This is a genomic window from Bacillus sp. FH (assembly GCF_052216825.1).
Taxonomy (GTDB): Bacteria; Bacillota; Bacilli; order Bacillales; family Bacillaceae_G; genus Bacillus_A; species Bacillus_A paranthracis.
Map to the genome: position 1 here is coordinate 970,936 of NZ_JBQOUU010000001.1, position 22,188 is coordinate 993,123.

Here is a 22,188-nt window from a genome sequence, read left to right on the forward strand (position 1 = left end):
TATCCCCCCTTCTTAACTCGTTACATATATTTCTACTTTTTCTTCTTGAAATACAACGCTATCATAACCGAAGCAAACAGGAGACCCATTATACGGATCAATCATGACACGTGCATCAATATGAAATACTTCTTTTAACACTTCATTTGTAATGATTTCTTCTGGGCTACCAGTTGTAACGATTTCTCCTTCCTTCATTGCAATAATTTCATCTGAAAACCTTGCTGCATGGTTAATATCATGTAATACCATAACGACCGTACAATTATGGTCTTTATTTAATTTCTCCACAATTTGTAATACATCTAATTGATGAGACATATCAAGATATGTAGTTGGCTCATCTAATAACAACACTTCTGTCTCTTGTGCCAAAGCCATCGCTAGCCATACCTTTTGTCGTTGACCACCTGATAGATTTGCAATTTGTCTCGTTCGAAATGCAGAAGTTTTCGTTATATCTAATGCCCAGTCAATCATCTCTTTATCTTTTGAAGTTAACTTATTTACATTATTTCGATGTGGATAACGTCCATAAGAAATTAATTCTTCTACCTTAAGCTCTCCTGGTGCAATTGGAGTTTGCGGAAGTAGAGCTAACTGCTTCGCAATTTCTTTCGTTGGAATTGTATGTAAATCCTGTCCTTGCAAATATACTTTACCACTCTTTTGCTTTAAAATTCTTCCCATCGTTTTTAACAGTGTCGATTTACCGCACCCGTTTGGTCCTATAATTGTCGTTACTTTTCCTTCTTGTATTTCCACATTTAAATCGCGAAACACTGTAAGCTTTTCATAACTTGTTTCTAAATTTTTCGCACTTAAAATACTCACTTTTATTCCTCCTCTTACGCTTTCGCCTTATAAAGTAAATATAAGAAATAAGGTACACCGACAATAGAAATAACGATTCCAACTGGTAACTCTACAGGTGTGAAAACTGTTTTTGCGATAAAGTCTGAAGCAATTACAAGAAACATTCCAATTACTCCGCACGTAGGAATGATATGCTTATGCTGAATACCGACAAGTCTTTTCGCTATATGCGGTGCCATTAATCCGATGAAACCAATACTTCCTGAAACTGCAACACATGCGCTTACAAGTCCGATACTACTTAGTAGTAAAATTGATTTCTCTCTTTCTACTGAAACACCTAAACTTGTAATACTCGTTTCTTCCAATTGAAATAAATCTAATAAATAAGCTTTCTTTTGTATAAGTGGAATCAGTATGATAAGCCACGGTAACATTGCAATAATATACTTCCAGTTTGCACTATATATACTGCCTGACACCCAAACTGCAGCCATCTCGAAATCGGTTGACTTCATTTTGAGTGATAAATACATAGAAAAGGCTCCAAATCCTGATCCAATCGCAATCCCTGTTAATAAAAGACGCTGCGAATCTAACTTACCATTTTTCCAAGAAAACAGATAAATGATGATAGCTGCACCTAATCCGCCTACTAAACCAAACATTGGCATCATCATAATAGAAACCCAGTCTGTGCTTTTTAATTGCCCTTGGAAGAAAAACATAAAAATGACGATTGCTGTTCCTGCTCCTGCATTAACTCCTAAAATACCTGGGTCTGCCAATCCATTTCTCGTAATTCCTTGAATAACAGCACCTGCAACACCGAGACCTACCCCTACTAATCCCGCAATTATGATGCGCGGGAGACGAAACTCAAAAATAACTAAATCATGGTCTGGTACTGGATCTATTCTAAGGAGTGTTTTACATACATCTGTAATCGTAATATCAAACGTACCATTCGTTAAACTAATATAAATAGCACATAGTATTAAAAATATACTAATCCCCATCGTCATTCCAAAACGTTGACTTGAACTTTTAAGCATGTCTCTCTCCTCCTCTTGTACGGATTAAATAAAGGAAGAAAGGAATTCCAATTAAGGAGGTAACGACTCCAATCGGTGTTTCAAATGGATAGTTTACAAACCTACTTAAAATATCACATAACGCTAGAAAAACGCCGCCAATAACGCCTGCGCATGGCAAAATCCACTTATAATCTACCCCAATTATAAAGCGAGTAATGTGCGGAATAATTAAACCTACAAAACCAACTTTCCCCACTAAAGCAACTGCCGTTCCTGTTAAAAAGATAACTGATAAAATAGCCATCGCTTTAACTAGTTTTGTACGCTGCCCTAGGTTAATAGAAACTTCTTCTCCTAAAGAAAGAATCGTAATAGATTTTGATATTAACAGCGCTAAAACTATTCCAATTATCCCAAACGGTATCGTAATTTTAATGATATTAGGGTCTACTTGGTCTAATTTTGCATTAAACCAAAAACTAACATTTTGAGAAATTTGGAAGTATGAAGCCATTGCAGCAGACACACTGCTTAAAAATGTTCCAATAACTGTCCCAATAATCGCTAACCGAACTGGCGATAAACCATTTTGAAGGAGCGAACCAAAACCAAATACGATACCGGCTCCTAATGCAGAACCAATCATTGAACATACAACCATACCAATCGATGACATTCCCGGAAGAAAAATCATACAAAGTGTAATAACAAAAGCTGCCCCATCCGTCACACCCATAATAGAAGGGGATGCAAGATAGTTTCTTGTCATCCCCTGCATAAGTGCTCCTGATATGGCTAGAAATGCTCCAACTAAAAGAGCTGCAACTACCCTTGGTAAACGTGAAGTAATAATGATATTATGATTTACATCACTTGAATCAAAATGAAATAACGCGTTCCACACCGTTTCAGCATCAATACTTTTCGCCCCATACAAAATAGAAAGTATAACTGTAAATAAGATGAGTATGGGTGCTATACATAATATAGTTACTGGTACTGCATTTGTTTTCTGCATATCATTCAACGCACCTTACTTATTGTATTATTTAGATAATTTTTTCACTGCTTCTTTTAAGAACGCTGTTTTACTCCAAGCAGTACCACCTTGTGCCATTGGATCAACAACGTTTACAAATACTTTCTTTTCTTTCGCAGCATTCATACTTTGCCAAATTGGATTACTTTCAATTTCTTCTAGCACTTTCGGGTTTTTATTTTCAGTTGTTTCATATTGTAAGAAAATATAATCTGGGTTTAGTTCAGCAAGTTTTTCAAATGAAATTTTCTCTTGTGCTTTTACAGTTTTCAATTGTTCTGGAACAGTTAATCCAAGATCTTTATAAATTACAGGGTTGAAGTATACTCCTTCTGGGTATAGGAATAATTCGTTTGCTCTTAGTCTAATTACAAGGACTTTTTTGTCTTTTAACTTATCTCCTAGTTTTGCTTTTGCTTTTTCAGCGTCCGCATTGTAATCTTTAATAATTTTTTCAGCTTTATCTTTTTTACCAGTTAATTCTCCCATTAACTTTAAGTTATCCTCCCAATTTGTTGAAACATGTGATACCGGGAATGTAGGAGCTACTTTCGTAAACTTTTCAGCTGTTTCTGCTGGGAATTTCGTACTAGATGTAATAACGTCTGGTTTTAATTGAAGTAATGTTTCGAAATTTGGTTGCATTTTCTCACCAACAGATTTCGCACCTTCTAAATCTTTCTCCAGATACTTTGGTAATTTACCACCAACCGTAATCGCACCAACTGGTTTAATTCCAAGTACTGCTGCATCTTCCATTGACTCTAAACTAGCTGTTGCAATTTTATCTACTTTTGCTGGCACTGTATATTCTTTACCTAAATATGTAATTTTTCGTTTTTCGTCTTTTTTCGTCTCACTAGCCTTTGTCTGTTGAGTTTTTTCTCCTGAAGTTTTATCCGCACTATTACATGCTGCTAGTCCTACACTTAAAACTGTTACCATACCTAATGTAAATAACTTCTTATTCATCTTTAAATATCTCCTCTCGAATTTCCAAACTATATTCTCAATAAAATTTAACTATATGAAACTTGTCCTACATATATATTTTATTAGATTAATAATTCTATCCAGAACTCATTCTCGTTCACTTCCCCTAAGCTATAATTCTTTTATACCTCACCCATTGATAATCCTTTTCATTGATAATGATTATCGTTACTAATTATATATTTAATATGCAATTATTTCAAGAAAGATTTGAAAAATTTTAACAAACTGAATTAAAAAAGAAGTATCCGCCTCATGTTAGGTAGATACTTCTTTTTTTAGAAATTTATATGTAATTCAACTGGGCAATGGTCTGACCCCATTACTTCACTATTAATTTTCGCCACTGTTATTTGGTCTTTCATTCTCTCGGAAACAACAAAATAATCTAAACGCCATCCAATATTTTCACCTTTGTAATCTTGCTCTTACATTTATGAATACATACATACACACTTTATTCAGGTTATACTAATTTCAGAGGTGATGTTCTTTGCACAATGAAGGAGTTAAGTTAACAAATGAACATTGGCAAGCAATTATTCATAATGATTCTTCCTATGATAGCAAATTCTTTTATGCCGTGAAATCAACCGGGGTTTTTTGCCGACCGTCATGCAAATCAAGAATACCGAATAAAAACAATGTACGAATTTTTCATCATGCAGAGCAAGCATTAAGTGAAAACTTTCGCCCGTGCAAACGTTGTAAACCAAATGGGCTCACTTTACCTAATGAAGAGTGGGTAGAACAAATTAAAGAGTATATCGAAAAACACTTTGATGAATTATTAACTCTAGACATACTTGCGGAAATGTGCCATGGTAGCCCCTTTCATTTACAACGCACTTTCAAAAAAATGACAGGAATAAGTCCGATAGAATATATACAGCAGTTCAGAATTGTTAAAGCAGCAGAACACCTTTTACACACAAATCAACCCATTAAAGAAATTAGTACTGCCGTCGGGATAGAAAACCCAGAATATTTCGCAACTTTATTTAAAAAGAAAACTGGATTTACCCCTACTGAATATCGAAAAAAGAATGAAATAAAAGAGGGATACAATAATGAATTCTTACAAAAATAATTATATATATTGGACGCTACTTACACATGCAAATTGGAAGTTTCATATTGCTGCAACTGAAACTGGACTATGTTTCATTGGATCACAAAACGAAACCTTTGAAGAAGTAAATATATGGGCTAGAAAAAAACTGCCTCAACATATATTGATCCATAGTCCAGATTACTTACAAGTATATACAAAAGAAATGATCGAGTATTTAGAAAACAAGAGAGAAACCTTTACATCCCCTATCGCTGCTTACGGAACTGCATTTCAATTATCTGTTTGGAGTACGGTACGTGAAATTCCTTATGGAAAAACATATTCTTATACAGAAATTGCAGATAGAATTCAAAAACCTACAGCGGTACGTGCCGTTGCGTCTGCTATTGCTGCCAACCCAATTCTCATTATGATTCCTTGCCACCGTGTTATCGGAAAGAATGGTAAACTAACTGGTTTTAGAGGAGGATTAGAAATGAAGAAAGAATTGCTTGCATTAGAAAAATTACAGGTGGAATTCATATGACAGCCGAATATAGTAACGCATTAACTTTAACAGTTCCAACAGAATTTAGTTTTCAAGAAAATTTACGCTATCTATCCCGTTCTAACAATGAATGTATGTTCCACATTGAAGATAACAAAATTTATAAAGTTATCCCTGTTCACGATGTAAATCCTTTAGTTGAAATTAGTATGAATGCGGATGATACTATTCAAATACGTTTTTTAGGAGAAGCCTATATCTCTGCAAAACCGATACGCGATGCTGTAGCTAACTATGTAACTGAATGGTTTGATTTAACTACTGATTTAGCTCCCTTTTATACATTAGCTAAACATGATGTACTCCTTCAAAGACCAATTGAACAATATTTTGGCCTTCGTACTTTAGGTATTCCAGACTTATTTGAGGCACTTTCCTGGGGAATTATCGGGCAACAAATTAACCTCACTTATGCTTATACACTAAAAAGAAGATTAGTCGAGACATTTGGAAGTTATGTAGAATGGAACGATAGAAAGCATTGGATATTCCCATCACATGAAACAATTGCCAATTTACACGTAGAGGATCTCAAAAATTTAAAAATGACGACTAGAAAATGTGAATATTTAATCGGTATTGCAAAGCTTATTACAGAAGGAAAACTATCAAAAGAATCTTTACTACAAACACAAGATGTAAAGATTGCTGAAAAACAATTAACTGCTATACATGGTATAGGTCCGTGGACTGCTCACTATGTTTTAATGCGCTGTTTACGATTCCCTTCCGCTTTTCCAATTGACGATGTTGGTTTGCACAATGCAATTAAATATATAACAGGTTCTAAAAGTAAACCGACTAAACAGGAAATAAAAGATTTTGCGGCAAATTGGATCAACTGGGAGTCTTACGCAACTTTTTATTTGTGGCGAGTATTATACTAAAAAACCAAGTAGCGTTTTTGCACTACTTGGTTCTTTTTTAAGCTTGTTCTTCAAATCGTCTTGCAATTTCTATAATAACTTGAACAGCTTTTTCCATAACATCTACCGAAACATACTCAAATTTACCGTGATAGTTTTCACCACCTGTGAAAATATTTGGGGTTGGTAATCCCATATACGATAATTGTGATCCATCTGTTCCACCGCGAATCGGATGAATATTTGGTTCGATATTTAAACTTTTCATTGCCTCATATGCAATATCAACAATTTCTCTCACTGGTTCAATCTTTTCAAGCATGTTATAGTATTGATCATTCATTTCTAAAACGACTGCATCTCGTCCATACTTCTCTTGCATTTGCTTCACAATATTTTCAACGTTATGTTTACGCGCTTCAAAATTTTCACGATCAAAATCTCGAATAATATAATACGCTTTACTTTGCTCAACATCACCATTTAAAGAAAGTAAATGATAGAATCCTTCATACCCCTCTGTATATTCTGGTGCCTCTTCTACTGGTAAATAGCTATTAAACTCCATAGCAAGTTTAGTTGCGTTACGCATTTTATTTTTCGCTGTTCCAGGATGTGTATTCGTTCCGTTAAACGTTAACTTAGCACCTGCAGCATTAAAGCTTTCATACTCTAAACCACCTAATGGACCTCCATCCATCGTATAAGCAAATGAAGCGCCAAACGCTTCTACATCAAAATGCGCTGGGCCGCGGCCAATTTCTTCATCCGGCGTAAACGCAACTCTAATTTTCCCATGTTTAATTTGCGGATTATGTATTAAATAATTCATTGCAACCATAATTTCTGTAAGACCAGCTTTATCATCTGCTCCTAACAGTGTTGTACCGTCCGTTGTAATAATCGTATGTCCTTTATAAGACGGTAATTCTGGGAACTGTTCTGGCGTTAATACAACATTAAGCTCTTCATTTAATGTAATTGCGTTCCCGTCAAAGTTTTCATGAATTTGTGGTTTTACATTTTTTCCAGTAAAGTCTGTTGCTGTATCTAAATGTGCTAAAAAGCCGATTACAGGAACATCCTTATCCGTATTAGCCGGAAGTGTTGCCATTACATATCCGTTATCATCCATCGTTACTTCTGTTAACCCAATTTCTTTTAACTCTTCAACTAATAACTTACCAAACTCAATTTGTCCTGGTGTTGTTGGCACTGTATGACTGTCTTCATTTGATTGCGTATCAATCTTTACATATCTCGTAAATCTTTCAATAAGTTCTTGTTTCAAATTCATTCACTCCCTTTTATACTTCTTTCTCTATTATAATCCTTGAGACGAAATATTTTAACTTTTTTGACTGTGAATACATATATTTCATTTGTATTTTAGCTATTTTAAATACCGGCTGAAAAGTCGTAAAATTTGTACATTAAAACCCTTACATGTAATATACATAATTATACAATATGGGAGGTTTTAAAAATGAGGCTAACTCTCTTTCGCTATTTTCTTTTTTTCTTAGGGTTAATCTTCTTTGGGCTTGGAAATGCTCTTGCAGTCAAAGTAAAATTTCTCGGTTTACATCCTTGGGAAGTTTTAAATATGGCTCTCTACCAAAGGTTTGGATGGACGATTGGTACGTGGAGTGTCATATGTGGGTTATGTCTCGTTCTCATTTCTTTACTAGTAGATCGAAAATATATAAATGTGGGAACATTTTTAAATGCACTACTTACCGGTCCCATTATGGACTTTTTCTTACAATCAAATATTCTTCCAAACGCTAGTGATTATTTATGGATAAACTTACTCATTTTATTTTCTGGTATTGCCATTACAGGTATCGGTGGAGGTATGTATGTTGCGGCTGGAATTGGTGCTGGACCTCGTGATGGATTCATGCTTACTATTTCCGACAAAACAGGTCTATCTATTAGCCGTGCTCGAATCATTGTAGAATGCATTGTACTAGTTATTGGATTTATGCTAGGTGGTCCTGTTTTTATCGTAACTTTTCTGTATACCTTTATTCAAAGTCCAATCTTTCAGCAATCATTTAAGGTATTTCAAACACTTTTACATACTCTACATAACAAAAAGAAAATTAGTGAACATGTTTAAAGTACAATTTAATACAAATAAATTCACCCTATTTACGATTCTCACCGCAAATAGGGCGTTTCTTTTTTATTCCATAATTTAAGAAGATATACTAACCATTCACAATAAAAGTATATACATCGTTATAAATACAACCATTTACCCTAATAATGTACTTCCCGGGTTTACTAAAACGAATTGTGTATTTATTTAGCTGAATTGCTTCTTTATCTCCAGAAAGAATATCAATGCTTCTGCCACTTAATACATATAATTCATTTAGATTCATCGATACATCAATTGCATTGAAATTCTCCTCTTTCACTTGCTGTGATTCCGCAGCGCTTATACTTGGTTCTAAAAACAGTAGTCCACTTAATCCAATCGTCCCCGCTAAAGCAACTCCCGCAAACTTTTTAATTTGTTTCATTACAATGACCTCCTTATAGATTTTGCGTAAAGGTGATGTCCTCCCTTACACCACAAAGCCTATATGTAATGAAATAAAAAGTAAACGAGGACAGTAAGACAAACTTCTACATCTTTTTCTCCTATTGAATATAAATCCAACGTTTGGAGTTTTGTCACATTTAAAATTGTTTGCTTAAACCAATTTTTAATTATATTATTCAGAAACTGAATAATTACTTATTGATTTAACATTCTAAAAATAGTTGATAAAAATGCTTTCTATTGAAATAAAAAAGATTTTGCTATAAAAGTAACTTTTACAACAAAATCCATACAACCAACTTTATTCCGCTTTCCATAATCTCTCTACATTCATTAATTGTTCTTCATTAAATTCCATCTTATATATATCTGGTTTTGACGTATTCATTAAAAATTCAAAATCATATTGTTCATCAAAATAGTTCATCATTAATGTCATGACAAGCCCATGTGTACCAATTACAATTTTTTGTCCTTGAAAATCCATTAAGATTTCTCTTAATACTTTCACTACTCTTCTCTGGCAATCCGTATATGACTCTCCTTCCGTTCGTGCAAAATCCGGATTAGAGAACATCTTCTTTACAAGTGGATACACTTCTTTATCTGATATAACCTGATCCTCACTTAAAAACATACACTCTTTGAGATTTTCATATATTAATACTTCTTTTTCATAGAAATTGGCTGCTTTTTCTATCGTTAACACAGCCCTTTTATACGGACTTGAAATAAAAGTATCAATTGCCTCTGCTTTTAATATGTCCGTTACTCTATGAGCGTCTAAACTTCCCTTTTCAGTTAATCCCCGTGTTCTTTCACTCCCTTCTAATTTTGGTGATTCACCATGCCTAACCATATAAATATATGTATTCATACTTCCTCCTTGAAAATATTCATTCGTTTTTTATAAACTTTGCTGATTTGTTCGTCTAATCCATTCTCCTACTAAACTCTCAAATAATTCAGGCTGTTCAATTTGCAAATTATGCCCTGCCATATCTAACACCGCTAATGTCGCTCTTGGGTAATCATCAATAATTTCTATAATATCTTGATAACCTACCGATATATCTTGTCTTCCGGCTAATAACAGAACAGGTTTCTCATATTTCTTACGGTGAAAATCTATAGTAAGAGAGTAATTTTTTTGCAACCTTTCAATAAACTCATAATTAGCAACATCTAACCCCGGCTTAATTTCCTCTTGAAATCGCTTATATGTATATTCATTTGCTACTACTGCTAACTCGCTAAATTCTTCTCTTTCGGTAGAAGTTAACGTATTTAAAAACTCCTTATCTTGTACAATTATCTGTTTATCCGGTAAACATCTTTCTTTTTGCATCGCAACAACCACAGGACATATTAATAATAGTCCATTGACTCTCTCAAACATTTTTGAAAGTATCCCTCTAGCTAAATATCCACCGAAAGACTCTCCTACTAGTAAAAAATCTTCCTTTGGAATGATTTCTTCAATAAACATAGTTAACACTTCTAATATATGATCTGAACTATTTATCCAATCTGGAGCGTTCGACTTTCCCATTCCAGGTAAATCAATATATATTCGCTTATAACCTTCATCTTTTTGAAATACTGATTCCATACATTTCATCATTAACCTATGGTCAGGAGCACAGCCATGTATGATAATGACTGGTTTTCCTTCTCCAACAATTTCATAGTATATTTCTGCATCTTCAATTCGAAATAACATAAAAAATCCTCCCTATTTATACATTCCTTTTGAATGGCAACACTATCAAATTTATAAGAATACACGTTCCCAATTTACATCCCCTACAATTGATTGTCAAATTTAAATTTTCAGACTAAAAATAAATCAGCTTCCTTCTATTTTTATTTCCTAGAAGAAAGCTGATTTATTTTACCCTATCCAATTTGAAACCTTGTTCTTATCAGTTTTGTTACCCCTTATTCTTCTATTTTCATCAACACAATTCTCCAACCATCTGGGTCCTCAATCGTTATCCCCTTATCTTTCCAATATGGATTTTCTGGTTCCACTTCATCGTATCCCAATGCATGCAGCCTTTTACTCACCTTTTTCATTTCACTATCTTCACTCATATAAAATACAAGTAAATTATCTTTTGTCGGAGCTGGACAAGGACTCCCATCAATATGTCTTGTAAATTCTAAATGATACTCTTCATCTGGGAGCCCAAACATGACCCCATCATAACCTTCATGATCGTAAAATTCACCTATACGTTTTAAGCCTAATCCTTTTTCATAGAATGCTATAACCTCTTCAAACTTATTCGTCGGACGTGCAATTCGAAACTTCACCAAATTTTCCATGATTTTCCTCCCATACTAAAAATTTCAAAAATGTGTTACGTATTATTGTACATACGTAACACATTTTTGAAATTACTCATTAGTATAAGAATAAATACATACAAAGGTCTTACTTAAAATAACCTCTATCAGTCAAAAATTAAAATTCAAAAAAGCCTTTATCATTTTATATGCAATTTTGCCTCTCTACTTTCAAATCACTAAAAAACCTTTACAATTCAAAAGATGACTAAATATACAATTTCTATTTAAAATCTTTATACAGTATATACTATCAAATGCAATATTTTTCATTTTTTAGAGCAATTACACTTTTCAAAACTTCCTTATAAACATGATTTTTATAAGGAAATCTGATACAATTCTTAAATAATATTATTATGTATAGATATTACGAATATAGTGCATAATTAAAGAAGGTGATTTTATTGGAATTAAATAAAAATTTACAGCTATGTATATTAATTGGAACATTAATGTGTTATTCAATCTATTTTATGTTTTTCTATCTGTTCCCCACTCATTTTTCAAATTCGGATGTACGCTTTGCTTCCCTTATTGTTGAAGCCATTACATTTGTATCACTCATTTATTCTATATATTCTAAAAAAGTTAGTTCAAATCCGTTTTGGATATGTATCACGATAGCAATTGGTAGTTTTTTATTAGGAAAAATAGTATATACATATCAAGAGAGTTTCTTCAAAATTCCAATACATCGTTTTACTATTTCTGATGTGTTTTATATGCTTTTTCTACTCTTCTGTCTTATCGCTTTCTGCTATAAAATCCTAAAAGAATGCGATAAATGGGAAAAAGCGTTCTTTATTTGTGATATATGCATAGTACTTACTTCCATATTCACATTGGAGTGGTATTTATTTAATCAACCAAATTTAAATATATTCTCTCTTTCACTAGGAGATGTTTTCCTTTCATTTCTATATCCAATTGCAGATTTATTATTTCTTCTACTAGGTGTTAGTCTCTTTTTCCGTCCAACAATTTTTAATTCTAAACGGAAAATTTATATCTTTATTTTTGTATTAATAAGTTCTGCAACTTTTAACTATATTTATTTTTACTTACATAACCATTTATCAACTGAAACGATAACACTATTACGTCTTTTATATAGAATACCTATATTACTTATTGCAATAGCTGGATCTATTTCAGAAGATCGTAATAGTCATAAAAATTATTTCATTGTAAACCCTATAATAGGAAAAAAGGCTTTAGTTGTATTTCCCTATCTTGCTGTTGCAATACTAATCGGGTTTACGTTAAAAGAACAAACAGCATCTTCCATTCTCATTACGGGAAATTGTATTGCTTTTATTTTCGTACTCATTCGTCATTCTATTGTACGTATGCAAAACAATTCTCTAACCAAACGTTTACAAGTATTCAATGCCCAATTGGAAGAAAAAGTTAGATTACGAACTTCAGATTTAGTTCATAAATCAGAGGCTCTATCTCAAAAGCAACAAAAATTCAAATCATTATATGAATATCATCCTGACCCTATTTTTACAATTGATTTAAATGGCGTATTCTTAAATGTAAATAAAGCTGGAAGTATACTACTCGGTGCACCAACGGATGAGTTACTTGGTGAAACTTGTTTTTCGATTATTTTAGATGAAGATAAACATAAACTAGCATCAGCATTAGAAAAAGTGAAACAACAAGAATCGGCATCCATACAACTTAGTTCTCAATATAAAGATGGCTTTACTTATTTTTTATACGTTACCATCGTCCCTATTATGATAGACGGTCAAATTTCAGGAAGCTATATTATGGTGAAAGATATTACTGCACTAAAAAAACAGCAAGAAGAAATTAAATATTTAGCATTCCATGATACTGTAACGAAAATTGGGAACCGTGCCTTTTTCCATAAGAAATTAAAAAAAGTTATAAAAAGTGCTAAAAAAACAGAAAACGAGTTTGCATTATTATATTTAGACTTCGATCGCTTTAAAGCAATCAACGATACACTTGGACATTCGGCCGGAGATTACATATTAGAAGAAGTTGCAAAGCGATTCCAATCATGTCTTCCATCACATACTCATCTGTCAAGAATTGGTGGTGATGAGTTTACAATCTTAATTGAAAATTATACTGACGAATATGCCTTATTCGAGTTATGTAACCAATTATTTGAAAGCATAGAAAAGCCGTTTGTCATACATGAATATACATTAACTTTATCACTGAGTATCGGCATCGCTATTTATCCACATTCTGGAATCGATACCGCTACACTTTTGAAAAACGCTAATGTTGCAATGTATGATGCAAAGGCAAAAGAGCTTAACGCTGTCTCTATTTATGACGATGTAATCGCTAAAAAAATTGAAAGACGATTACGATTAGAGAAAGATTTACCAAATGCAATACAAAATGAAGAATTATTCCTTTTGTATCAACCTCAAGTTAATAGTGAATCTAATAAAATTATCGGTGCAGAAGCTCTAATCAGGTGGAATCATCCCGAATTAGGCGTTATTTCTCCATACGAGTTTATTCCGATTGCAGAAGAAACACTACAAATCATTCCAATAGGAAAATGGACATTAGAGCAGGCTTGTGAGCAAATGAAACGTTGGCACTCACTCGGATATTCACATTTAAAAATAGGTGTGAATTTATCTGCTAAAGAATTTGAACAAGAGGATTTTGTAAAGTCTATTTCTTCTACTTTAGCAAATACAGGTTTACCAGCAAGTTCTCTCGATCTTGAGTTAACAGAGCGAATTGCAATGATGGATGAGCGAGAAACATTGATAAAACTGCGTACACTAAAAAGTTTAGGGATTCACATTTCAATCGACGACTTTGGTACAGGCTATTCTTCGCTAGCTTACTTACCTTTATATCCAATCGATACGTTAAAAATTCCACGAGAATTTATTACAATGTCTGAAACATGTGACGATGGAATGGAAATTATTAAAACAATCATCACATTAGCAAATACATTAGGAATGTCAGTTATCGCTGAAGGTGTAGAAACGAAAAAACACGTGAGTTTCCTTCAAAAAAATAATTGTCAATTGATTCAAGGCTACTACTACAGCAAGCCTATTCATGCTGATTCATTTTCTACTCTTCTCAAAAAAGGTGTTCGTTATAACCATTAGCGCAAATACATACAAGAAAAAGGAAGAAGAGCCCGTCTCCTCTTTCTTTTTTTGTGCTTTGCAACTTTTCATTTCCTTCACATATCATTTATGTAAGTAGTTACTAATATATTTATGATAACAGACTTGAATTGGAGGGAATTACATGCAGCACGACAATCCAAATCATAAACTTTACAAAAACATTCCCCTATCCCTCTTCTCAATAAAAAATGAGCTAAAACAAAAATGCACCAACGCAAATAACTTTCTTTACCCCTTTTCGAAAGAAGAAGAAATATTAATACATACAATTAAAGAAAGAACAAAATTATTAAATCAAAATAATGTGACAAGAACTCGCGCTTACTATCAATTTTACAAAAGGTATCCTGAAATACATTGGGCATTACTTGGACATATGGTTTCGCGTAACGGCGGTTGGAACATGACAGATTTAAAGGGGGATTTATATACGAAGTTGTTATCTGAGAAAGATCAATTTACTTTCTTTTCTTTTTTAGAACGGGGGAATTGGCTTATCTTTCAAGATGTGTATCCACAATTTTTGTTATATGAACAGAGTGTAAAAAAATCCAAAAATCTTTTTTATCTCCTCCCTCATCTCAATGTGTCAACATTTATGGAAACGATATGGAACTTTTTTTGGAAAACCGGAAACAAACAAATATTAGCTATTTCCACTATTATTAATGAACAAAACTACTTAGAAAAAAGAGTAATTCAAAATAAACACTTCAAAAAAAATGTACTAAATAGTATTGGATTCAAACTTTTTGATTTCTTTCAATTTAATCATATCCTCTTCCCTTTCTGCGAAGAAAAGCCTATACAGAAAACAAAATTAATTGGTGATACAATGAAACACTTCACTTCCTTACACGAACGAATTTTGCTCGGAAAAAGATTATATGCACTATTATTTCATGATGAGCATGTTTTAGCTCGTATACTACAATGGGCTGACACTCATCCACACACTGGATCACGAAAAGATTATTGGCCACATTTATTTTCAAGCGTAAATGAATCCTTTTCAAGAGAGTTTTATAAACGAAGAATAAAGAAATGCCAATTAAAAAGTGATGCCTACCGTATATATAGCCCTGCACTTATGTATGCATGGAAAAATATGAAACATGAAGAAGCAGAATATGAAGATTGGTTTAACGACTGGCAAGTCATACATTATTTAACTGATAAGGAGGAAAGGATACATGGACAAATCACAGAAGACTACTGTAAAACACTCGAAAAGATTGAACTGGCCATTCTTGCAAAGAAAAATGTTCTCCTTCGAGAAGAAGAATAACCTTTTCGCATTAGTCGTTACAATCTTACTATCTTCTATTATCGGCACTTGCTTAGATGCTTTCTTTGTTGCGAAACAAATATATTCCTTTCCGGTTAGACCATTCTCATCCATATTTTCAGTTAACATAGGCTTTACTTTGTTTGTACTACCGATTTTAACAACAATTTTCATACACATTTCAAAAAACCTATCTGTATTTTCTAGGATTCTATTTATTCTTACAATAGGTATTTGTGCTAGCATTTTTGAACAGATTGCTGAAAGATTAGGTTTCTTTACTCATAGTGTAGATTGGAATCATACATACTCTTTATTTGGCTATATGATATTCTTTTTTTTTATTTGGAAAGTATATCATTGTATAAAAAAATAAAGAGATCATTATAGATCTCTTCTTAAGCATAATCTTTAGTTATTGCTAATGGTGCACGGGTTTGAAGGCTTTTAGATCGTAAACGATAGGCAACGACTTTCTTCTTATATTGCTTTATTACGTCAACGTGTTCCTCATAGCTGTATAGAGAAAATCTAATCTCTTTATTCCCTTTTTTCGTATCAATGACGATTGGTATTCCTTCTCCGCGCGGTGGAAAATAATGTTTATCTAAAAATAAAGCTTCATTAAATTCATGAATAACTTGTAGTTTCATTTCCCCCTCTATATTTTTTCCATCTATCGATATAGAGGTATTCTCCTCATCAAGTTTTTGATGTAATTCAAATCTACTAATAATAGATTCTACAACTGAAGTTGGCATACTAGAAACGAGTACTTTAAGGGCACCAAAAATAAATAATGTAACTATAAACCATGTTGTCACTTTCATCATCTCCATTACAATTTAAAATATAAATTTCGTTCCATATGGTCTAAATATACTGATGAGTATCCCTGTTACAATCATAGTCACCGAACCGATTGTCGCTTCTTCAAACCACTTTAATGGTAAAATACGAATAGAAAGGAGTAGAAAAAGCATTAACATCCCTATTAAACTTCCTGGCATTGATAGATGGAATACCCCTTGAATCCACGTACCAACTAAGCTAAATACATATAGCACGCCTACTTGAAGTAAAAGCATCACGTACTTCATTTCTTTCCCTCATTTCAATATTACGCATTACTATTATGAAATTTCATTTAACGTTTCCGCAAATCTCGTCATTCCCAGCTGAATTTGTTCGACATTTACTCTCCCAAAAGTAAAACGAACATATTCACTTTTAGTACCTAAAACACTCCCCGGGACAAACGCTACACCATTTCGTATAGATTCACCTAATAAATGATATTCATCAAACGTTCCTTGCACTTTGCACCATAAATGTATTCCACCCTCTGGAACAAAGAATTCAACCTGGTCCCCTAATATTTCTTCAAGCTTTCTAATTAACGCATCTCTTCTTTCCTTCAATTGTCCACGGAGCATTGTAATATGTGCATGAAAATCTTCTGATTCTAAAAATTGATTTGCCACCCACTGCGTAAATACGCTATGGCCAAAATCAACTTGCTGCTTTGCATCCGCTAAACGTTCTATTACACGCATTGGGCCAATTATCCAACCAATACGTAATCCTGATGCAACAATTTTTGATAATGAACTTATATAAAGAACATTGCCGTTTTGATCCATTGATTTTAATGTTGGATTCACTTCTCCATTAAATGAAGTTAAGCTATACGGATCATCTTCTACAATCGGTATACCAAATTCAGAAGACAGTTCTAAAATCTTTTTACGTCTTGCTAATGAAAGCACAGTTCCAGTTGGATTTTGATAATCCGGATTTAAAAATACCATACGAATACGATGCTTTTTATGCAAATCAATTAAGTCTTCTGGATTCATTCCATGCTGATCAACAGGTAAATGGAATATTTTTAAGCCAGCAGATTTAAACATCGGCAGTGAAAAACAATACGAAGGGTCCTCAATTGCAATCGCATCGCCAGGTTTTAATAAGCATTGAACGATAAGATTAAGTGCCTGCTGTGCTCCTGATGTAATAAGGATAGAATTCGAATCTGCTTCAATTTGTTTATATTGCTGAACATGTGCCGCAATTGTTTTTCTCAACATTTCATTTCCAAGTGGATGGTCATAACCGAGGTTTTCCATAAATGTTTTCTCCGACAAAATTGTTCGGAATCTATCACTCGGAATTAATTCTGGTGACAATTCACCACTCGCTAAATTAATTAAGTCTTCTTTTTGTGTTTCCGTTCTAATTTGTTGAACAAGTGGTACGTTAGGTAAGAACGATCCATCCTCAACGTACCTACCCCAGTTCGGTATTCGTTTATGTGAAACACCCCATATGTCTGTATTCACCCGTGTTCCGCTTCCTTTTTGCCGTTCTACTACTCCAAGTGATTTTAATTCTTCATATGCAGCTACTATCGTACTCCTATTTACCTGTAATTCTTTTGCTAACATGCGCTCAGAAGGTAACTTACTGTCAGAAGGAAACTCACCTGAAGAAATACCTCTTTCAATATAATCCGCTATTTGTTTATATACAGGCGTCTTATCTGCACGATTTGGTTTCCATTCCATATAGTTGCCTCCTTTCAAAGCTAACTATCCTCAATTTATTACTAACAGTATTTACCGTAAAAATAGTATTAATTAGTCACATTTTCTCATCCTAAAATGGATATATTAAAATAGCCCCGTTTCTGATTACTCGATAGCTTCTGAAATTCCAGCTTCATACTCTCGTTGCAGTTCTGTTACAAACTATCAAATTATTACCGCATACCACGTTACCCCAACAAGTAGTACGAAAAGAAGGATAATATAAATAGTGGATAAGTTTTTCACATTTCTCTTTGTAGACTTGCCGTAATTCTCCTCCACATTCCGTGCAACTAGTACGGTTCCAAACAGTGATCCAATTACAATAATAACGACTAGTGAAATTGCAAAAATCATTGTATTTTCACCTCTCTAAAGACAATCTATTTTAATAAAGAATTTCCTCTTTAAAATGTTAATAACATACTACCTTTCTTCTCTTATCATAATGGATGTTTGCCAAAAACGGACCAACCACTTTTATGTTTTTTTGCTCATCCACTTTAAAAATAAAAAAACAACTGAACACGTATGATCAGTTGCTTTTTTGCAGGATTATTTATGCTAATTTTCATTTGAAATTAATTTGATTTAAAAGTTTAGCCTTCTCATAATGAAACATCGATTGAGATAACTCAAAAATTGGTCCATTTACAAGATACACTGTTTTTTAATAAGAAGCGACGTATTTTATCGCTTCTTACTCTCATCATCTTTAATCTCTTATTAATGACTTATTCGCTCTTATAACTTCTTGATACAGCAATGGTGACCACTTTTCATTTATGTAGTCTTGAATGATCCAACCTACTCTTGTAGGACTCTTTTGTTTTATATAGTTTGCAATTTCAGGATTTATGTAAGAGGCGTAGTAATATGGACTATTCCATGCTGTACCACCAGAAGACAAGCTTGTAAAATTAATATATAGATGATGTAAGTCCTCACTATTATTCATCGTTTCATTGATCGTATCTTTAATAGATTTTACTTTCTCATCATAACCCACTTTATATTTATCTTGTACCGTTACATTTACGTTTTGATTTACAGTTGTCGTAAACATTTCATTATCTGGCCAATAAAAATTATTATATCCTCCAGATTCATTACTACCGCCATATCTTTTTAGTAGTACAATTTTCCCACGAGCATCTCCAAGTTTTATATTTCCTTCTGTTTTTAAAAAGATAGGATCAACAAAATAATTTTTTTCAAACGTATTACTAAAGGAACCTTCTGCTCCTTTCATATCCTCATACTCTTTTTTTAAAGACATAATAATTGTTTCACTCGGGTTATCTTTTAAAAATTGTTTCGCTTCGTTTATGAATTCGTGTAGGGTTACATAAAGATATAATGGCCCATGATGAAGAACTATCGTATTATCATCTGTTAAACGTCCTCTTATATCAAAAATTCTAGCTCCATGATCCATTTGGTAACGAAAATCATATTCTTGCGTCATTCCCCATACTTGCTTAATCGGATTTTGCAACTTAAACGTTCCACTATCATGTGTTCCTGGAATTGAAATTCGTGCTAACGGGATATTATCAGGTATAGGTTGCATCCATTTTGACCAATTTTCAAGCTCATTAACAGAGCTAGCCGCAACGACTCTCTTCTCATGTAAAGCAAATACAAATGTGATAAATATCGTACTACATATGAATAATTTCAAAATAAATTTCTTACTGCTCATTATTATTCCTCCTTTTTTTGTTTTATATCAAACTTATTGAATATAATATAATCTAGTGAGTAAAAAATAAATATCATTTCATAAGTATGAAATATTGCATAGAAATAAAGTTAAAAAACATTCATATATCCTGAATTAGAAAAATTTAAAGGAACTTCATCTGAAGCTCCTTTCGTTTACTTTATATTCAATACATATGAACCATCTTTATTCTCATACTTATAGACGTATAAATAATATTTACCTGGCTTTGCATTATAAGTTCCTTTCACTACATTTCCTTCATTTTCACCATATGCTACATAGTTATTTAAATCTGATTCATGATGAAGTACCCATGTCATTCCGATATTTTGTTCATTTAGTAGGGATATACCAATATTTTCCATAGAGTCAATTTGGAAAGTAAATACATCTACTCTATCACTATTATGTAACGTTCCTTTCACCGGTGTATGAAAGTTAACTTTATTTGCCTGTATACGTTCATTATTTGGTTCATTTTCTGTTACTTGTAACTCATTCCCACCGTTTGGTTTTCTTTTTCCATACCCTAAGTTAACTAGTATAGACTTCAAATCTGGTAAAACACCAATTCTATCTGAATATGGATCTTTAGATTTTGTTCCTGTGCTCTGGTTGCTTAATATCGCTCTTAGTTCACTCGGTCTATATGGTTGTCCTAAATTTTCTTTCGCAATGCTTTGTACTAAAGTCGCTGCTCCGGCAATAATAGGCGACGCACTCGACGTGCCACTAAAGCTAGATGTATACAGGTTTACAGCACTTCGACTTTGCTCTGCTGTAGTTGTATCTACGTTTTCTCCCCAACCATACACATCAATACGGCTGCCATAATTCGAAAACCACATACGCTCATGAGGGAGAGATGAAGAGCCCGCTCCTACCATAATTGCACCTGAATCTTTAAAATCTTTACTATTACGATTTAAAATTTGTTTACCATTTCTATCTTTAAATTGATCTAAATCATTCCAACCATTTGCTCCAGCTTCTATAATGACAACACCTTTATCTGTACCAGCACGGATCGCATCAAAGATATCTGGTTGTACTTCAACAGGTAAATATTTATCACCATATCCATCGAAAGATGCTTGTGCCTCTAACAATAAAACATCCCCAGCTTCTAACTGATTTACAGCACTTAATATTGCATCAGCTGTATTATACTGTCCGTTATCTCTTATTTGAGAAATCACCTTTGCTTTCGCTTTTGGCGCAATCCCAATATTCCCAACTTCATTGTCCTCAGAGGATACAATTCCTAGTACAGACGTCCCATGACCGACATGTTGATCTATATTTATTCCAGACATTAATTCAATATTTTGATGTACTAAATCCTCATGATTTAATAACCATCCATATTCCATATCAACAAAAGTTATACCGTTTCCTTTACCGCCTTGAACTTCCCAGGCGAAGGGCGCATTAATACCGTATGGTGCTGCTTCTAAATAACCTTGTTGTTTAAATCTAGGATTGTTATTAGGATTAAGAGATACACTTGATGGTTGCACTTCTGGTGGCGTTATTTTTTCTTGTTTCTTCATATACACATCTTCTATTAAAGAAGATTTCTTTAACCTATCTACTAGTTCTTCCTCTTGTTCACCATTTTGAGTTTGAAGAATATAGTAGTTTAATAAACTTGTAGATACATTATTTGGCGCTTTCACTTCAAGGTCTTCTATTTCCTCTGGACTTACAGATGTGAATAAACGCATGAATGTTACATCTGGATATTCTACCAAAAGATCTTCTAGTACTTTATCGTTCGTTTGAGATTGTATTTGTTTTTCAATACCATCTTCATATGGTAATTTCAAATTCGCATTGAATTTTACAATGATTTGCTTATCTGTTTCTTGGTCTATTCCTAATTTACTCTGCTGTTCTATAGAATCAGCATTTACAATATTGACAGTGCCTCCTATTCCTAAAAACATTGAAATGATTACAGCTGAAACAAATATTCTTTTAAATATATTCATTACATCACTTCTCCTATTAATAATATTTAATCATTATATTAATCTATAATAATTTTATTTATATAACATATCCCCCTTCTACTAAATAGATTATAGTAATCAGCAATATGAACTTCAACGGATTTTCATATGCAATATTTCATATTCGG

The 22,188-nt window shown here is 33.1% G+C and carries 21 protein-coding genes and 3 pseudogenes; 7 read left to right on the forward strand and 17 right to left on the reverse strand.

The genetic code is table 11. The features are described 5' to 3' along the window. Positions 1-12: 12 nt before the first annotated feature. From ACTT1L_RS05180 to ACTT1L_RS05200, 5 genes and pseudogenes are all read right to left on the reverse strand, one after another. Positions 13-834, reverse strand: coding sequence for an ABC transporter ATP-binding protein (locus ACTT1L_RS05180; RefSeq protein ID WP_000025757.1), 822 nt, complete (start codon positions 832-834; stop codon positions 13-15). Positions 835-848: 14 nt separating this feature from the next. Then, positions 849-1,871 carry a FecCD family ABC transporter permease gene (locus tag ACTT1L_RS05185; RefSeq protein WP_000920465.1) on the reverse strand — a complete coding sequence of 341 codons (1,023 nt, stop codon included), beginning with the start codon at positions 1,869-1,871 and terminating at the stop codon, positions 849-851. Further along, positions 1,864-2,871, reverse strand: coding sequence for a FecCD family ABC transporter permease (locus ACTT1L_RS05190; protein WP_001173060.1), 1,008 nt, complete (start codon positions 2,869-2,871; stop codon positions 1,864-1,866). Before ACTT1L_RS05190 ends, ACTT1L_RS05185 begins: the two co-directional genes overlap by 8 nt. Before the next feature lie 27 nt (positions 2,872-2,898). Beyond that, entirely contained in the window at positions 2,899-3,864 is a 966-nt protein-coding gene (locus ACTT1L_RS05195) for an iron-hydroxamate ABC transporter substrate-binding protein (protein ID WP_074544022.1), read from the reverse strand. Positions 3,865-4,163: 299 nt separating this feature from the next. Continuing rightward, positions 4,164-4,301, reverse strand: a pseudogene (locus ACTT1L_RS05200) (exodeoxyribonuclease III); the annotation flags it as partial. 77 nt (positions 4,302-4,378) lie between these two features. Here ACTT1L_RS05200 and adaA point away from each other — a divergent pair. From adaA to alkA, 3 genes are read left to right on the forward strand one after another with little or no spacing between them, the layout of a single operon-like run. Further along, positions 4,379-4,975, forward strand: a complete 597-nt coding sequence (gene adaA, locus ACTT1L_RS05205) for a bifunctional transcriptional activator/DNA repair enzyme AdaA (protein ID WP_074544023.1) — start codon at positions 4,379-4,381, stop codon at positions 4,973-4,975. After that, positions 4,956-5,486 (forward strand): methylated-DNA--[protein]-cysteine S-methyltransferase, encoded by a 531-nt coding sequence (locus ACTT1L_RS05210; protein ID WP_001089830.1) that lies wholly within the window; start codon positions 4,956-4,958, stop codon positions 5,484-5,486. Before adaA ends, ACTT1L_RS05210 begins: the two co-directional genes overlap by 20 nt. Next, positions 5,483-6,394, forward strand: coding sequence for a DNA-3-methyladenine glycosidase II (alkA, locus tag ACTT1L_RS05215; protein ID WP_000123534.1), 912 nt, complete (start codon positions 5,483-5,485; stop codon positions 6,392-6,394). The genes ACTT1L_RS05210 and alkA overlap by 4 nt, the downstream gene beginning before the upstream one ends. A 37-nt stretch (positions 6,395-6,431) precedes the next feature. On the opposite strand, the gene pepT is transcribed toward alkA, so the two are convergent. After that, a complete protein-coding gene (pepT, locus tag ACTT1L_RS05220; protein ID WP_000806991.1) occupies positions 6,432-7,664 on the reverse strand; it encodes a peptidase T in 1,233 nt (410 codons plus the stop codon). Between the two features lie 195 nt (positions 7,665-7,859). Here pepT and ACTT1L_RS05225 point away from each other — a divergent pair, with 195 nt between their 5' ends. Then, on the forward strand, positions 7,860-8,498 hold the full coding sequence (locus ACTT1L_RS05225; RefSeq protein WP_442821824.1) for a YczE/YyaS/YitT family protein: 639 nt from the start codon (positions 7,860-7,862) through the stop codon (positions 8,496-8,498). A gap of 91 nt (positions 8,499-8,589) precedes the next feature. Here the strand turns inward: ACTT1L_RS05225 and ACTT1L_RS05230 are convergent, their stop codons facing one another. The 4 genes from ACTT1L_RS05230 to ACTT1L_RS05245 form a co-directional block, all read right to left on the reverse strand. Further along, positions 8,590-8,907 carry a hypothetical protein gene (locus ACTT1L_RS05230; protein WP_000809486.1) on the reverse strand — a complete coding sequence of 106 codons (318 nt, stop codon included), beginning with the start codon at positions 8,905-8,907 and terminating at the stop codon, positions 8,590-8,592. A 324-nt stretch (positions 8,908-9,231) separates the two neighbouring features. Next, positions 9,232-9,807: a histidine phosphatase family protein gene (locus ACTT1L_RS05235; protein WP_001099569.1), complete on the reverse strand. Its 576-nt coding sequence runs from the start codon at positions 9,805-9,807 to the stop codon at positions 9,232-9,234. Positions 9,808-9,837: 30 nt separating this feature from the next. Continuing rightward, positions 9,838-10,653 carry an alpha/beta fold hydrolase gene (locus tag ACTT1L_RS05240; RefSeq protein WP_061131622.1) on the reverse strand — a complete coding sequence of 272 codons (816 nt, stop codon included), beginning with the start codon at positions 10,651-10,653 and terminating at the stop codon, positions 9,838-9,840. Positions 10,654-10,871: 218 nt separating this feature from the next. Further along, positions 10,872-11,261, reverse strand: coding sequence for a VOC family protein (locus tag ACTT1L_RS05245; protein ID WP_431085642.1), 390 nt, complete (start codon positions 11,259-11,261; stop codon positions 10,872-10,874). 428 nt (positions 11,262-11,689) lie between these two features. Between ACTT1L_RS05245 and ACTT1L_RS05250 the strand changes: the two genes are divergently transcribed. The 3 genes from ACTT1L_RS05250 (at position 11,690) to ACTT1L_RS05260 (ending at position 16,104) form a co-directional block, all read left to right on the forward strand. Continuing rightward, positions 11,690-14,416: a putative bifunctional diguanylate cyclase/phosphodiesterase gene (locus ACTT1L_RS05250; protein WP_229132713.1), complete on the forward strand. Its 2,727-nt coding sequence runs from the start codon at positions 11,690-11,692 to the stop codon at positions 14,414-14,416. Between the two features lie 145 nt (positions 14,417-14,561). After that, entirely contained in the window at positions 14,562-15,728 is a 1,167-nt protein-coding gene (locus tag ACTT1L_RS05255; protein ID WP_074544026.1) for a DUF2515 domain-containing protein, read from the forward strand. After that, positions 15,634-16,104 carry a CBO0543 family protein gene (locus tag ACTT1L_RS05260; RefSeq protein WP_014297950.1) on the forward strand — a complete coding sequence of 157 codons (471 nt, stop codon included), beginning with the start codon at positions 15,634-15,636 and terminating at the stop codon, positions 16,102-16,104. The genes ACTT1L_RS05255 and ACTT1L_RS05260 overlap by 95 nt, the downstream gene beginning before the upstream one ends. A 22-nt stretch (positions 16,105-16,126) precedes the next feature. Here the strand turns inward: ACTT1L_RS05260 and ACTT1L_RS05265 are convergent, their stop codons facing one another. From ACTT1L_RS05265 to ACTT1L_RS05295, 7 genes and pseudogenes are all read right to left on the reverse strand, one after another. Continuing rightward, complete coding sequence (locus ACTT1L_RS05265; RefSeq protein WP_000214617.1) at positions 16,127-16,552, reverse strand: YfmQ family protein; 426 nt, start codon at positions 16,550-16,552, stop codon at positions 16,127-16,129. Between the two features lie 75 nt (positions 16,553-16,627). Then, positions 16,628-16,828: pseudogene (locus tag ACTT1L_RS05270) on the reverse strand (CidA/LrgA family protein); the annotation flags it as partial. A gap of 33 nt (positions 16,829-16,861) precedes the next feature. After that, positions 16,862-18,295, reverse strand: coding sequence for a MocR-like pyridoxine biosynthesis transcription factor PdxR (gene pdxR / locus ACTT1L_RS05275; protein ID WP_000454974.1), 1,434 nt, complete (start codon positions 18,293-18,295; stop codon positions 16,862-16,864). 186 nt (positions 18,296-18,481) lie between these two features. Further along, positions 18,482-18,673, reverse strand: a complete 192-nt coding sequence (locus tag ACTT1L_RS05280) for a hypothetical protein (protein ID WP_046198523.1) — start codon at positions 18,671-18,673, stop codon at positions 18,482-18,484. Between the two features lie 214 nt (positions 18,674-18,887). Then, a pseudogene (locus tag ACTT1L_RS05285) lies at positions 18,888-18,983 on the reverse strand (GntR family transcriptional regulator); the annotation flags it as partial. Positions 18,984-19,031: 48 nt separating this feature from the next. Then, on the reverse strand, positions 19,032-20,021 hold the full coding sequence (gene plcA, locus ACTT1L_RS05290; protein ID WP_076855448.1) for a phosphatidylinositol diacylglycerol-lyase: 990 nt from the start codon (positions 20,019-20,021) through the stop codon (positions 19,032-19,034). Between the two features lie 176 nt (positions 20,022-20,197). Continuing rightward, positions 20,198-22,039, reverse strand: coding sequence for a S8 family peptidase (locus tag ACTT1L_RS05295; RefSeq protein ID WP_086707500.1), 1,842 nt, complete (start codon positions 22,037-22,039; stop codon positions 20,198-20,200). Positions 22,040-22,188: the final 149 nt, after the last annotated feature.